The sequence below is a fragment of the Sphingomonas sp. Leaf32 genome, assembly GCF_001421765.1.
GTDB lineage: Bacteria > Pseudomonadota > Alphaproteobacteria > Sphingomonadales > Sphingomonadaceae > Sphingomonas.
This window is the reverse complement of the sequence record NZ_LMLA01000008.1, coordinates 109,313-123,146: the sequence shown is the minus strand read 5'-3', so window position 1 is coordinate 123,146 and position 13,834 is coordinate 109,313. Positions and strand designations below refer to the sequence as shown.

Genomic DNA, 13,834 nt, shown 5'->3' with positions numbered 1-13,834 from the left:
GGGTCGCCCGCGAAGGAGACGAGCATGACCGAGGCCGATACCCCTGTTCCCCAGACGGCGGCGGAGCTGCGGCAGACCATTCTCGACCGGCACGACGGGCTGAGCAAGCGGTTGCAGCATGTCGCCCGCTACGTCCTCGACCATCCCGACGACATGGCGCTGCAACCGCTCAGCGTCATTGCGGCGCGATCGGGCACACAGCCCTCCACGATCGTGCGGTTCGCCAAGTCGCTCGGCTTTACTGGCGCGGGACCGATGCAGCGGCTGCTCCGCGACAGCCTGCTCGCGAAGAATGCGAGCCTGGGATATGGCGAGCGGGTGCACCAGTTCACCGCCGCCGTCGACCAGTCGGTATCGGAACACGGCGTCGGATCGCTGATCGACGAGTTCACCGAAGGCGACATACTGGCGTTGCAGAACACCCGCCTCACCATCGGGCAGGACGGTCTGGCGGATGCGGTCGCGCTGATCCGCAAGGCGCAGATCGTGCATGTCGTGGGGATGCGGCGCGCCTTTCCGGTCGCCGCCTATCTGGCCTATGCGGTGCCGCAGGCGGGCAAGCCGACCGTGTTGATCGACGGGGTGGGCGGGCTGACGTTCCAGCAGTTCCGGGCGATGTCGCCGCGCGACCTGCTGATCGCCATCAGCTATAATTCCTACGCCCCCGAAACGGTCAGCGCGGTCGAGGCGGCGGCGGCGGCGGGTACGAAGATCCTCGCCATTTCCGACAGCCTCGCCAGCCCGATCGCCCGGCACGCCACGCAGACGCTGGTCGTGCGCGAATCGGAAGTGCGCGGGTTCCGGTCGCTGGCCGCGTCGCTGTGCGTTGCGCAGGCGCTGGTCGTCGGTCTTGCCTATGAAAAGGAACGCGGCGTCCGTCGTACGAAAGCCGTTCCCGCGGTGCAGGACGCATCCTGACCCGGCCACCGGTTCGTTTGGAATGAATTGGCGCATTATGCGCTGAAATGGAAATGTCATATTGACAGGAGCGCGGCCGCCATATTCTCTGCGGCGGATCGACCGATCGCTCAGGCCGGTCGCGGATCGGGGCATTTCTATGATCGACACGCCGGCTGTTTCGCGTCGCACGCTCCTCGCCGGGGCTGGCGGCATGATCGTGGGGTCTGCCTTGCCTGCGGCCGCCGCCGTCCCGGCGCGCGCACGGCCGGCGGACAGGGTCGATCCGTTCATCGGCACCGGCGGTCATGGCCATACCTATCCGGGGGCGGCCCGGCCGTTCGGCATGGTGCAGCTCAGCCCAGATACCGACAATGCCCGGTGGGACGCTTGTTCGGGCTATCACCATGACGACACGACCATGCTCGGCTTTTCGCACACCCATCTGTCGGGAACCGGCGTCGGCGACCTGATGGACGTGCTGCTGACGCCGCGCACCGGGCCGGTCGTCCTGAACCCCGGCAGCCTCGATCGACCCGAGGGCAGCTATCGCCAGCGCTTCGTCCATGGCGACGAACGCGCCGTGCCCGGCTATTATGCGGTGCGCTTTCCCGACAGCGGGATCGCGGCTGAACTGACCGTCACCGATCGGGTGGGCTATCACCGCTATCGCTTCCCCGGACCGGGGCATATCCTGCTCGACCTTGCGCATGGCGCGCGCGACGAGCCGGACCCGGCGAGCATCGGTTTCGATCCGCCGCGTCCAACCCCGGTCAGCGACGCCTCGCTGCGGCTGATCGGGCGCGACACGCTGGTCGGATCGCGGCGGGTGCAGCAATGGGCGAACGGGCGCGTCATCCATTTCGCGCTACGCCTGTCGCGGCCCTTCGCCGAAGCGCGCTTCTTCAGCAACGACCGCCCCGTCGCGCACGGCGCGGACGGGGTTGCCGGTGCGGCGCTGAAGGCCGCGTTGCTGTTCCCCGACGCCGCCGACGCGCCGATCGTCGTGCGGGTTGCGCTGTCGGGCGTGGATGTCGACGGGGCCTTGGCCAATCTGGCGGCGGACGGCGCGGTCGAGGATTTCGACCGGATCGTGCGTGATGCGGAAGCGCGCTGGAACACGGCGCTGGGAACACTGTCGATCGAGGGCGCGGATGCGGTGCAGGAACGCATCTTTTACACCGCCGCCTATCACGCGATGCTGGCCCCGACGCTGTTTTCCGATGCCGATGGACGCTATCGCGGCATGGATACCGCCGTCCATCGCCTGCCCGCCGGGGCCGGCAACTACAGCACCTATTCGCTGTGGGACACGTATCGCGCGCTCCACCCGCTGCTGACGCTGGTCGCGCCGGAGCGGAACGGCGACCTGGTGCGAGGGCTTGCCCGCATGACGCTGGAAACGCCTGCGGGGCCGCCGGTCTGGCCGTTGCAGGGGATCGAGACGCACTGCATGATCGGATGGCATTCGGCGGTCGTCATCGCCGAGGCGCTGGTCAAGGGCGTGCCCGGTCTGGACGCCGCCGCGATCTGGCCGGCCTTTCGCCAGCTGGCGTTCGAGAGCGAGGCACGCGGCCTGCGGCCCTATCGCGCGCTCGGCTATATCCCGTCGGACAAGGTGGCGGAGGCGGCCAGCAAGACGCTGGAATATGCCTATGACGACTGGGCGATGGCGGTGATCGCGGACCGGGCGGGGGCGGCGGACGATGCCGCGCGCCTGCGCGCCCGGTCGCGCAACTATCGCAACCTGTTCGACGCGGGCACCGGGTTCATCCGCCCGAAACTGGCGGACGGTCGCTGGGCCGAACCGTTCGATCCGCGTGCGCTGGGCCATGATACGACGCACTGGCGCGACTTTACCGAATGCAATGCGTGGCAGGCGACGTTCCTCAACCAGCACGACGTCTATGGCCTGATCGACCTGTTCGGCGGGGACGCGCCGTTCGAGGCGAAGCTCGACGCGCTCTTCGCCGCCGACAGCGCGATCGTCGGCGACGCGGTGCCCGACATCTCCGGCATGGTCGGCCAATATGCGCATGGCAACGAACCCAGCCACCACGTCGCCTATCTCTATGCCTATTGCGGCGCCCCGTGGAAGACGCAGGCGCGGGTGCGGATGCTACTGGCGGGCCAGTATCGCGCCGCGCCGGACGGCCTGTCGGGCAACGAGGATTGCGGGCAGATGAGCGCATGGTATCTGATGAGCGCGCTCGGCCTCTATCCGGTCGATCCGGTCAGCGCGGTCTATGTCTTCGGCAGCCCGCTGCACCCGCGCGCGACGATCGACATGGGGCAGGGGCGGCGGCTCGTCATCGAGGCGCCGGGGGTGTCGGCGGAGGCGGTGTATGTGCAGCGCGTGACATGGAACGGCCGGCCCTGGACCCGCAGCTGGATTCGACACGACGAGCTGGCACGGGGTGGGCGGCTGGTTTTTCACATGGGTTCCCGTCCCAACCGGACGTTCGGCCGCGATCCCACCGACCGGCCGCCGTCGTTCGGAGGCGTCGGACGATCCGCATGACCCGCGCCGGTGCCGCGTCCACGCAAGTGGATCGACCGCTAGAGCGGTATCCGATCAGGTTGGATCACCGCGCTGCGAAGCAGGCGCCCGAAGGGCGATGACGGCGGTTCAACTTGCTCGGATACCGCTCCAGACCGGCTCGATCCGGCCCGACGCGATCGATCGCTCCGCCGCGTCCGCCAGCGCCAGCGCGGCGACGCCGTCATGGTGATCGACCATGGCCGGCGCGCCGCCCAGCATGTCGGCGAAATGTGCGATCTCCCGTCGATAGGCGTCGGCATAGCGATCGATAAAGAAATGCTGGACCGGGGCATGGTGTCGCCCGTCGGCGCTCCAGTGTTCGACCATGGTCTGCGCCAAATTGTCGACCCGCAACAGCCCGGTGCTGCCGAACGCCTCGATCCGCTGGTCATAGCCATAGCCGCTGCGGCGGCTGGAACTGATCGTCGCCATCCGCCCGTCCGCCGTGGTCAGGATGGTCCGCGCGGTATCGACATCGCCGGCCGCCGCGATGGCGGGATCGATCAGGCAGGCGGCGCGCGCGAAGACGCCGGTGACGGGCGCATCGAGCAGCCAGCTGGCCATGTCGAAATCATGGATCACCATGTCGCGGAACAGCCCGCCCGAGGTCGCGAGATAGTCGGTGGGGGGCGGCGCGGGGTCGTGGCTGACGATATGTACCGCCTCCAGCGCGCCGATCGTCCCGGCGCGCAGCCGGTCGCGCAGCGCGTGGAAATGCGGATCGAAGCGGCGGTTGAAGCCGATCAGCACGCGGGCGCCCAGCGCATCGAGCGCGGTCGCCGCCGCACGGGCGCGATCGAGGTCGAGGTCGACCGGCTTTTCGCAAAAGACCGCCTTGCCGTGGCGCGCGGCAGCCAGCATCAGGTCGACATGGGTCGGGGTAGGGCTGGCGATCACGACGCCCGCAATGTCGGGCAGCGACAGCGCGGTGTCGATGTCGACGACGCGCGCGGCGTGGCGCGTGGCCAGCGCCCGTGCCGCCGTCGGCGTCGCATCGGCCACGCAGGCGAGGGTCAGGTCCGGATGCGCGGCGATCGATGCCGCATGGATGGCCCCGATCCGTCCCGCGCCGATCACCGCGATATTGTGCACGCCCGTCCCCTTTGCCGACGCCCATCCTTTCCATGGCCGACCGCCGTTCGGCAAGCCCGCGAAGGGACCCCGCGATGAACCGCCCGCTCGACCTCATCACCATCGGGCGGTCGAGCGTGGACCTGTACGGCGAACAGGTCGGCGGCCGGCTGGAGGATATGGCGAGCTTCGCGAAATATGTTGGCGGAAGCCCGACCAACACCGCGATCGGCGCCGTCCGCCTCGGCCTGCGCGCCGGGTTGGTGACGCGGGTCGGCGACGATCATATGGGCCGGTTCGTGCGCGAACAGCTGCTGCGCGAAGGGGTGGACACGCGCGGCGTGCGGACCGATCCCGCCCGGTTGACCGCGCTCGTCATCCTCGGCATCCGCGACCGGGACAGCTTTCCGCTGATCTTTTACCGCGAGAATTGCGCCGACAGCGCGCTCGACGAGGGCGATGTGGATCCGGACCAGATTGCCCGGGCGGGGGCGGTGCTCATCAACGGCACCCACCTGTCGCAGCCCGGCGTGCGGCGGGCGAGCATCAAGGCGGCGCGGCTTTCCCGTGCAGGGGGCGGGCGCGTCGTCTTCGACGTGGATTATCGCCCGGTGCTGTGGGGCCTTGCCTCGCGCGATCGCGGCGAGGACCGGTTCGTTGCCGATGCCGACGTCACCCGCGCCCTGCAGGCGGTGTTGCCGGTGGTCGACCTGATCGTCGGCACCGAGGAGGAAATCCACATCCTGGGTGGCGTCACCGATACGGTCGCGGCGCTGCGCATCATCCGGCAGGCGACCCCGGCGTTGATCGTGGTGAAGCGGGGTGCCGAGGGCTGCACGATCGTGGAGGGTGACGTTCCCGCGACGCTGGCAGACGGGCTGCGGGTGCCGGGCTATCCCGTCGAGATGTTCAATGCGCTGGGGGCGGGGGACGCGTTCATGGCGGGGTTTTTGCGCGGGTGGCTGCGGGGCGAGTCGCTGGAGACCGCCGGTGCGTGGGGCAATGCGTGCGGCGCGATGGTCGTGTCGCGCCACGGCTGCGCGCCGGCGATGCCGGGTTGGAAGGAATTGCAGATGTTCATGACGGCCACCGACCTGCCCTATCGTCTGCGCGACGATCCCGCGCTGGCGCGCGAACACCGCATCGTGGAGCGCGGCGCGGCGTATGACGACCTGATGGTGCTGGCGGTCGACCACCGGACCTATTTCGATGATCTAGTTGACCGTCTGGGCGGAGACAGCCGGTCGCGTGTCGCCCGGTTCAAGTCGCTGGTGCTGCGCGCCACGGACCGCCTTGCCGCCGGCGACCGGGGGTTCGGCGTGCTGCTGGACGGCGGGGACGGCGCCCGCGCGCTCGAAGCGGCGGCGGACCTGCCATACTGGATCGGACGCCCGATCGAGGTGCCGGGATCACGCCCGCTGTCGTTCGAGGCGGGGCTGGACCCGGCGGTCACGCTGCGCGGCTGGCCTGCGCGGCAGGTGGTCAAGTGCCTCGTCTATTACCGGATCGACGATCCCGCCGACATGCGCGCGGCACAGGATCGCGAGTTGATTCGACTATATCAGGCGTGCCGCGCGACGGGGCATGAACTGCTGCTGGAAGTGATCGTGTCGGCGCACGGCCCGGTCGACGCCCGCACGACCGCCGACGTGCTGGACCATTTCTACACGCTGGGCATCCATCCCGACTGGTGGAAGCTGGAGCCGGCCGACGATCCCGCGGCATGGGTCGCGATCGGCGACGTCATCGCTCGCCACGATCCCGATTGTCGCGGGGTCCTGCTGCTCGGCCTGTCGGCGACGCCCGAGGTGCTGCTCGACCGCTTCGTCATCGCCGCGACCTGCCCGATGGTGCGGGGCTTTGCCGTCGGCCGGACGATCTGGCACAAGGCCGCCGCCGACTGGCTAGCCGGCAAGATCGACGAGGAAGAGGCGGTGGCGCGGATCGCGGCGAATTTCGGGGTGTTGGTGGATGCGTGGCGGCGTGCGCGCGCGGCGCGTCCCGCCTGACGCATGGCGCAGCCGCCGATCCTGCGGCTGACCGCCGCGCAGGCGATCGTCCGCTGGATGATCGCGCAGCGCGTAGAGACGGCGGACGGTGTCGTGCCGTTCTTCGCCGGCATCTGGGCGATCTTCGGGCATGGCAATGTCGCGGGGCTGGGCGAGGCGCTGGCCGAGGTAACCGACGACCTGCCGACGCTGCGCGCGCACAGCGAGCAGGGCATGGCCCATGCGGCGGTCGCCTTTGCCAAGGCGCACCGGCGCGAACGGGCGATGGCGTGCACCAGTTCGATCGGTCCCGGCGCGACCAATCTGGTGACGGCGGCGGCGGTGGCGCACGTCAACCGACTGCCGTTGCTGCTGCTGCCCGGTGACGTCTTCGCCGGTCGACGGCCCGATCCGGTGTTGCAACAGCTCGAATGCCCGTCGGACCCGACCGCGACGGTCAACGACTGTCTGCGCCCGGTATCGCGGCTGTTCGACCGCATCGCGCGGCCCGAACAACTGATCGATGCGTTGCCGCGCGCGATGGCGGTGCTGACCGATCCGGCGCTGTGCGGCCCGGTCACCCTGTGTCTGTGCCAGGACGTGCAGGCCGAGGCGTTCGACTATCCCGCTGCGCTGTTCCGCACGCGGACCTGGCGACGGCGACGCGCGCCCGCCGACCCGGCGGAGGTCGCGGAACTGGTGGCGGCGCTGCGCAGCGCCCGGTCGCCGCTGGTCATCGCCGGGGGCGGGGTCCTGTATGCACGGGCGGAGGAGCGGCTGGCCCGCTTTGCCCGCGATAGCGGCATCCCGGTGGTCGAGACGCAGGCGGGCAAGGGCACGCTGTCCGGCGACCATCCCCAGTTGCTGGGCGGGATCGGCGTCACCGGCACGCAGGCCGCCAACGACGCGGCGGCCGCGGCCGACGTGATCGTCGCGATCGGCACGCGGTTGCAGGACTTCACCACCGGGTCGCGCACCCTGTTCGCCGACGACGTGACGCTGTTCCAGGTCAATGTCGCGGCGCAGGACGTCGCCAAGCATGATGCTCGCCCGGTGCTGGGCGATGCGGCGATGGTGCTGGATGCGCTGGCCGGGGCGCTGGGCGACTGGCGGGTTCCGACCGCATGGCGCGACCGTTGCGCGGCGGATCGTCTGGCATGGGACCGCGCCGTCGGACAGGTGCTGGCACCCGGCGATGCGACCGCGCTACCCGGCGAAGCGCAGGTGATCGGCGCGGTGGCGCGTGACGCGGCGGACGACGACGTGATCGTCTGCGCGGCCGGCGGCCTGCCGGGCGAGCTGCATAAATTGTGGCGGGTCGCGCGCGCCGGCGGCTATCACGCAGAATACGGCTTTTCCTGCATGGGATACGAGATCGCCGGCGGGCTGGGCGTGGCGCTGGCGATGCCCGGCCGGCGGGTGACGGTGATGGTCGGCGACGGCAGCTACCTGATGCTCAATTCCGAAATCGCGACCGCCGTGGCGATGGGGTGCGCGATGACGATCGTGCTGGTCGACAATGGCGGGTTCGGCTGCATCGAACGGTTGCAACGCAGCGTCGGCGGGGCGTCGTTCGGCAACCTGCGCACAGCGGGCGTGCCGGCGATCGACTTCGTCGCCCATGCCCGCAGCCTTGGCGCGGCGGCGGAGCGGGTCGACGGTATCGCCGCGCTGGAGGCCGCCTTGCCCCGCGCGCGCGAACGTGGCGGGGTCGTCGTCGTCGTCGTCGCGACCGACCCGATGCGCGCGACCGCGATTGGCGGCCATTGGTGGGACGTGCCCGTACCGGCGGAATCCACCCGCGCCGACGTGCGCGCGGCGCGCCAGCGCTATGACCGCGGTTCGGGGGCATAGTCTTTCCCGCGCATCGGGCCGCGCCCGTCTTTATCGTGCCCCGCCGCTCTGGCATGGTCGCCGCGACGGGCAGGGACGGAGGAGTGCGGGCTTGGGCATCAGCTGGGGGGTAAGCCCCATCGCGTGGATGAACGACGACATGCCGGAACTGGGTGCCGGTACGACCGTCGCACAGGTGCTGGACGATGCCCATGCCATCGGCTTCGACGGCATCGAACTCGGCCACGCCTTTCCGCGCGATCCGGCGCTGTTGTCGCCGCTCTTGTCGCGCCATGCCCTGCGCCTCGTCGGCGGATGGTATGGCACCTCCCTGCTGACCCGGCCGGTCGAGGCGGAGATCGCCGCACTCGGTCCGCATCTCGACCTGTTGCAGCGCATGGGCAGCGACGTCTTCGTCGTGGCGGAAACGTCGAACGCGATCCACGCGGATCGTAGCGTTCCCCTGACCGGCACGCCACGGCTCGACGACGCCGGGTGGGATATGCTGGGACGCGGCCTGAACCGCATCGCCGGGCACCTCGCCGCGCGCGACATGCGGCTGGCCTATCACCACCATCTCGGCACCGTGGTGGAGACCGCCGACGATCTGGAGCGGCTGTTCGAGGTGACCGACCCGGAGGTCGGGTTGACCATCGACACGGGCCATGCGGCGCTGGCCGGTATCGATCCGGCGGCCATCGTCCGGCGGTATCCGGAGCGTATCCTGCATGTCCATTGCAAGGATGTGCGTCGCGCGCGGCATGACGCGGTACTGGGGGCGGGGGGCAGTTTCCTCGAAGGTGTCGTCGCCGGCATGTTCACCGTGCCGGGCGACGGCGATCTCGACTTCGGCCCGTTTCTGCGGTCGCTGGCCGAGATCGACTATGCCGGATGGATCGTGGTGGAGGCGGAACAGGACCCGGCCAGCGCCCCGCCCCGCGACTATCAGCGCCTCGGGCTGGATACGCTCCGGGCATTGGCCGCCAAGGTCGGCTTGTCGGCCTGATCCGCCGGATTCGTGTCCGGCACACGGTCTGACAGCGGTGCGGTGGAACATAAAGCGCCACGATTTCATCCATATGCGGCCGATCGGCGCAGGGCGTGGGATGCCGCTTCGCACGCCGGCCTGCGCATATCGAACTTGGAAATAATAGTTCAAAATAATTCGAAACAGAAAAAGCATATTGACAAGAATATGACATTGGCATTCCCTGTACCCCAAGAAAGCCGGCACCATGCCGGCGGATTTCGGGGGACGGGACATGGGCGGGACGACCTTGCGCGCGCGATTGTTGGCGGGAACGATGCTGCTGGCGGGGGCGGTCGTCGCCACCGGTGCCGCGGCGCAGGAAGTGGCCCCCGGTCCCGTTCAGGGAGTAGCGGCGGCACAGGACGCCGCCGATCGCAAGGCGGACGCCTCCGCCCCGGCCCGCGCGCCCGACGTCGCGCCACAGGCGGCGGCCGATGTCGCGGGGGACGACATCCTGGTCGTCGGCAACCGGTACGAAGCGACCGACCTGCAGATGCGGTCGGCGAACACCACCAACGTCCTGTCTGCCGAGGATCTGGCGCATACCGCCGTCCACAACGTCGCCGAAGCGCTGGGGCTGCTGCCCGGCATCAACGTGATGAACACCGGCTCGGCCTTTGCCGGCGGTGTCGACGGCGCGTCGCGCGGCGAGGGCATGTTCGTGTCGGTGCGCGGGCTGAACGCCGAATACAACCTCAACCTCATCAACGGCGTCAACGTGGCGCAGGGCAATCCCTATAGCCGCGGCGTCCAGCTCAGCCTGTTGCCGCCATCGGGGTTGCAGACGATCGTGCTGAACAAGACGTCGCAGCCTGACATGCTGGGCGACGCCATCGGTGGGACGATCGATTTCCGCACGCCATCGGCCTTCGACTATCGCGACGGCCTGCGCGCCAGCGTGACCGTCGGCGGGCGGCTTGAAAGCCGTGCGCGCGCCTATGGCAAGGATGGGCTGGGCTATAATGTCGGTGGCGACGTTTCGACCAAATTCGGGCCGGACCAGCAGTTCGGTTTCTATATCAGCGGCTTCTACGACATCCGCCATTATGCCAACAGCCTGGTCGGCGGCATCCAGGCATCGGGCTGCTGCGACTTCGGCTATGATTTCGCGGTGCAGAATGCGGACGGGTCGAACCCGTCCAACCTCGATCCGGCGGCGAACCTGATCCTGACCGGGGCCAATTTCGGCATGTCGTCGGGATCGACCGAACGCTATGGCGGCAACGCCACGTTCGACTGGCGCCCCGACGACGACACCGCCGTCTATGCGCGCGTCACCTATGCGCAGGCTAATACCGAACAGAACAGCCACCTGACCCAGATCATCGCGATGAACAAGAAGACCGGGTCGGCGGGCACGCCGCTCGGCAACGGGCTGTACGCGCCGGTCCTGTCGAACGTCTCGACCCGGTTCTGGTACGAAACCAACCCGGCGCTGGCCAAGCTGGGCACCGCGCAGATCGGCGGCGAACATCATGTCGGCGCGCTGACGATCGCGCCGAACCTGTTCTACAGCTGGGGCACCAACGCGCGGCCCAACCATATCGAGGTCGCGGCGCGCACGCTGGGCACCGACGGCAACGGGCTGGCGTTCGGCGGCGGCACGCTGTTCGGCTATCGCAACGGCTATCCCGAACCGCTGTTGCCGCAGCGGCTGTACGATGCGCTGAACAATGTCGCAGGGATGCCGGCGGCGGGCGGAGCGCCGGAATATACGCCGCAGACCAGCAGCCAGCGCAAGGGCGGTGCGAAGATCGATCTGCGCTACGATGTCGAGGGCAGCGCGTTGCGCTTCGTGAAGGCCGGTGTGCGGATCGAGGAGAGCAGCCGCAAGATCACCAACCGCGACTATACCGTGCCGGGATACGGCACCGCGAACACCTTCGGCGACCTCGGCATCATTTCGAAGACCTATCCCAGCGTCTGGCCGGGCCGCTATGGCTGGGACGTGCCGGAAATCGACCAGAAGAAGCTGTTCGCGCTGTTCGACCGTCTGGGCGGCGCGACCGATGCGACGATCGACACCTGCGGCAGCAATCCGATCAACAGCTTCAACTGCAACACGCAGCGCGCGACCGAAACCGTCTATGCCACCTATGCCATGGCGCAGGTCGATATCGGCAACCTCGAACTGATCCCCGGTGTCCGCTACGAACATACCGACATCCGCAACACCTTCTGGGTCACGCCCAACGTCAACGGGGTGACCGGCACCGGCGCGTTCGGCAACAACGTCGCGCGCTTCGATGCCGTGTTGCCCAGCATCGCCGCCAATTACCGGCCCAACCGCAGCGCCGTGTACCGCGCGTCGATCTGGACCAGCTATGTCCGGCCGCCGTTCCTTCAGCTGGGCGGCGGGGCCAACACCGTCGTGTCGGGCGGGGTAACCACCGTCACCCGCGGCAACCCGGACCTGAAGGCGATCCGCGCGATCAACGTCGATGCGTCGGGCGAATGGGATTTCGATCAGGGTGGCCACATCCTGCTGTCAGCCTTCTACAAGCGGCTGAACAACTATATCTACGACAATGGCAGCAATGCCGGCATCGTCACCGGCACCAATGTCGGCGTGACTCAGGGCACGGTCACCTTCCAACCGCAAAATGGTGGGTCGGGCGACATCTACGGCATCGAACTGGCGGCGCGGCAGAAGCTGTCGGGGCTGCCCGGCTTCCTGAGCGGGTTCGGCGTCGCGGGCAACGTCACCCGGCAATGGACGAAGGTCGACGTGCTGGGCGACGGCACGCGGATGGACCGGATCCAGAACGCGCCGGACCTGCTGGCCAATGCGCAGCTGTTCTACGAAAGCGGGCCGGTGACGTTCGACATCAACTACAACCATGCCGGCAGCTATGTCTCGATCTACGATACGCTGGGCAAGGGGTCGAGCTGGGACAATGTATGGGTCCGCCCGATCAACCGCGTCGACCTGCACGCCGGGTTCGCCGCGACCGAGCGGCTGAAGCTGGACGTGTCGGTATCGAACGTCTTCAACACCTACAGCTATTGGGCGCATATTGGGAAGAACAGCCTGGCGGTGTCGGACATCGTCAATTCGGGCACCACCTCGCTGTTGACCGCCACCTGGAAGATGTAAGGCCGGCTACGGGTGCCTGACCATCCGATCGCGCCGCTACGCGCGATCGGATGGTCAGGCACCGCTTGATCGGTGGGGCAGGGACGGCGGGTCGAATCGCCGGTTCTCGCCGATGCTGGCGACGATCGCCGGCCAGTTGTCGCCGAACCAATAGCCTTCCCGTTCGCGCCGCAGGACCGGATCGTGCGCGGTGTCGACATCCTCGGGCGCGAGGAACGCGGCGGGCGGCACGTCGAAGAAGGTGCGCACCCGCGGGTGAAACGGATCGACCGACCCGTCGAGGACGATGCCCAGGCGGTTCGACCGGGTCCGGACCAGCGCGCCCACGGGATGAATGCCCAGCATGGTGATGAAGCTGTCCAGCAGCACCGGATCGAAATGCCCCTCCCAGCTGCCCATCCGCGCCAGCGCTTCGTTCGGCGACCAGGGCCGCTTGTACGGCCGGATCGACGTCACCGCGTCGTACACGTCGCAGATCGCGGCCATCCGCGCATGGATGCTGATCGCGTCGGCCGCCAATCCTTCGGGATAGCCCTGTCCATCTAGCCGTTCGTGATGATGCAGGCACACGTCCAGCGTGATGCCGTCCGCTTCGCCCAAGTCGCGCAGGATCGCATGGCCGCTCGCGGCATGGCGTCGCATCACGGCCAGCTCGCCGGCATCCAGCACGCCGGGTTTCAGGAGGATTTCGTCCGGGGTCGTCGCCTTGCCGATATCGTGCAGCAACCCGGCGGCGCCGATCGCCCGCACCTGTTCGTCGTCGAAGCCGAGATGGATCGCCAATTGGATCAGCAACGCGCAGACCGCGATCGAATGGAGATAGGTATAGTCGTCGGCGGGCTTTTGCCGTGTTCCGGCGACCATCGCCACCGCGTCGCGCCGTACCCGCAGGGTGATGTCGTCGACCAGCGGGCTGACCGCCGCGACCGTGACGTTCCGTCCGAGCCGGACGTCCTGAAACAGCGCATGAACCTGCTGCTTGGAACGCTCCAGCATGGTTTCCAGGCTCTCGGTCGCGGGGACCGCGCGGCTCCGCCGTCCGTGCGCGATCGGCAGGTCGATCGCCATCGACACGGCGGCGGGAACGACGGGCGATACCGGCGCCAGCCCCCGGTCGGTGTCGATCGCGACAAAGGCGATGGCGGACTGTTTCAACCGCGCGATGTCCTCGGCATCGCGGAGGGCGAAGCGCCGCCGCCAGAAGGGGCTTTCCAGCCACGAACATTCGATCGAGTCGATATACATGCCCGGCCGCAAGTCCTGCACGGCAATACGAACGATCATCCCCGCCACCACCCTCCTGTCGTATCCCGGGCTACCGCAATTATGTTTGCAAAAGGTTATGTGGCGGCGGGCCGTTGGAATATGTCGAAATT

General features: G+C 68.3%; 8 protein-coding genes. 6 read left to right on the top strand and 2 right to left on the bottom strand.

What is annotated here, in order from left to right:
* The first annotated feature begins 24 nt into the window (after positions 1 to 24).
* Positions 25 to 918, top strand: a complete 894-nt coding sequence (locus ASE83_RS11070) for a MurR/RpiR family transcriptional regulator (protein ID WP_055789635.1) — start codon at positions 25 to 27, stop codon at positions 916 to 918.
* A gap of 193 nt (positions 919 to 1,111) precedes the next feature.
* A complete protein-coding gene (locus tag ASE83_RS11065; RefSeq protein ID WP_235515985.1) occupies positions 1,112 to 3,418 on the top strand; it encodes a GH92 family glycosyl hydrolase in 2,307 nt (768 codons plus the stop codon).
* Positions 3,419 to 3,526: 108 nt separating this feature from the next.
* Here ASE83_RS11065 and iolG read toward each other — a convergent pair whose 3' ends face one another.
* The gene (gene iolG / locus ASE83_RS11060; RefSeq protein WP_055789629.1) at positions 3,527 to 4,531 is read right to left on the bottom strand and encodes an inositol 2-dehydrogenase; all 1,005 of its coding nucleotides are present in this window, start codon (positions 4,529 to 4,531) and stop codon (positions 3,527 to 3,529) included.
* A gap of 74 nt (positions 4,532 to 4,605) precedes the next feature.
* On the opposite strand from iolG, the gene ASE83_RS11055 reads away from it, so the two are divergent.
* The 4 genes from ASE83_RS11055 (at position 4,606) to ASE83_RS11040 (ending at position 12,458) form a co-directional block, all read left to right on the top strand.
* Positions 4,606 to 6,519: a bifunctional 5-dehydro-2-deoxygluconokinase/5-dehydro-2-deoxyphosphogluconate aldolase gene (locus ASE83_RS11055; RefSeq protein WP_082443296.1), complete on the top strand. Its 1,914-nt coding sequence runs from the start codon at positions 4,606 to 4,608 to the stop codon at positions 6,517 to 6,519.
* A 3-nt stretch (positions 6,520 to 6,522) separates the two neighbouring features.
* Complete coding sequence (gene iolD / locus ASE83_RS11050) at positions 6,523 to 8,352, top strand: 3D-(3,5/4)-trihydroxycyclohexane-1,2-dione acylhydrolase (decyclizing) (RefSeq protein WP_055789625.1); 1,830 nt, start codon at positions 6,523 to 6,525, stop codon at positions 8,350 to 8,352.
* Positions 8,330 to 9,337: a myo-inosose-2 dehydratase gene (gene iolE / locus ASE83_RS11045; RefSeq protein ID WP_268794976.1), complete on the top strand. Its 1,008-nt coding sequence runs from the start codon at positions 8,330 to 8,332 to the stop codon at positions 9,335 to 9,337. The genes iolD and iolE overlap by 23 nt, the downstream gene beginning before the upstream one ends.
* A 256-nt stretch (positions 9,338 to 9,593) precedes the next feature.
* The gene (locus ASE83_RS11040; protein WP_055790222.1) at positions 9,594 to 12,458 is read left to right on the top strand and encodes a TonB-dependent receptor; all 2,865 of its coding nucleotides are present in this window, start codon (positions 9,594 to 9,596) and stop codon (positions 12,456 to 12,458) included.
* A 54-nt stretch (positions 12,459 to 12,512) separates the two neighbouring features.
* Here ASE83_RS11040 and ASE83_RS11035 read toward each other — a convergent pair whose 3' ends face one another.
* The gene (locus tag ASE83_RS11035) at positions 12,513 to 13,742 is read right to left on the bottom strand and encodes an HD-GYP domain-containing protein (RefSeq protein ID WP_055790220.1); all 1,230 of its coding nucleotides are present in this window, start codon (positions 13,740 to 13,742) and stop codon (positions 12,513 to 12,515) included.
* Between the last annotated feature and the right edge of the window lie 92 nt (positions 13,743 to 13,834).

Excerpts from the sequence above, each read along its gene's own strand:
- ASE83_RS11035 (WP_055790220.1), bottom strand. The coding sequence starts at position 13,742 with ATGATCGTTCGTATTGCCGTGCAGGACTTGCGGCCGGGCATGTATATC.
- ASE83_RS11070 (WP_055789635.1), top strand. The coding sequence starts at position 25 with ATGACCGAGGCCGATACCCCTGTTCCCCAGACGGCGGCGGAGCTGCGG.
- iolE (WP_268794976.1), top strand. The coding sequence starts at position 8,330 with ATGACCGCGGTTCGGGGGCATAGTCTTTCCCGCGCATCGGGCCGCGCC.
- ASE83_RS11055 (WP_082443296.1), top strand. The coding sequence starts at position 4,606 with ATGAACCGCCCGCTCGACCTCATCACCATCGGGCGGTCGAGCGTGGAC.
- ASE83_RS11065 (WP_235515985.1), top strand. The coding sequence starts at position 1,112 with ATGATCGTGGGGTCTGCCTTGCCTGCGGCCGCCGCCGTCCCGGCGCGC.
- iolD (WP_055789625.1), top strand. The coding sequence starts at position 6,523 with ATGGCGCAGCCGCCGATCCTGCGGCTGACCGCCGCGCAGGCGATCGTC.
- ASE83_RS11040 (WP_055790222.1), top strand. The coding sequence starts at position 9,594 with ATGGGCGGGACGACCTTGCGCGCGCGATTGTTGGCGGGAACGATGCTG.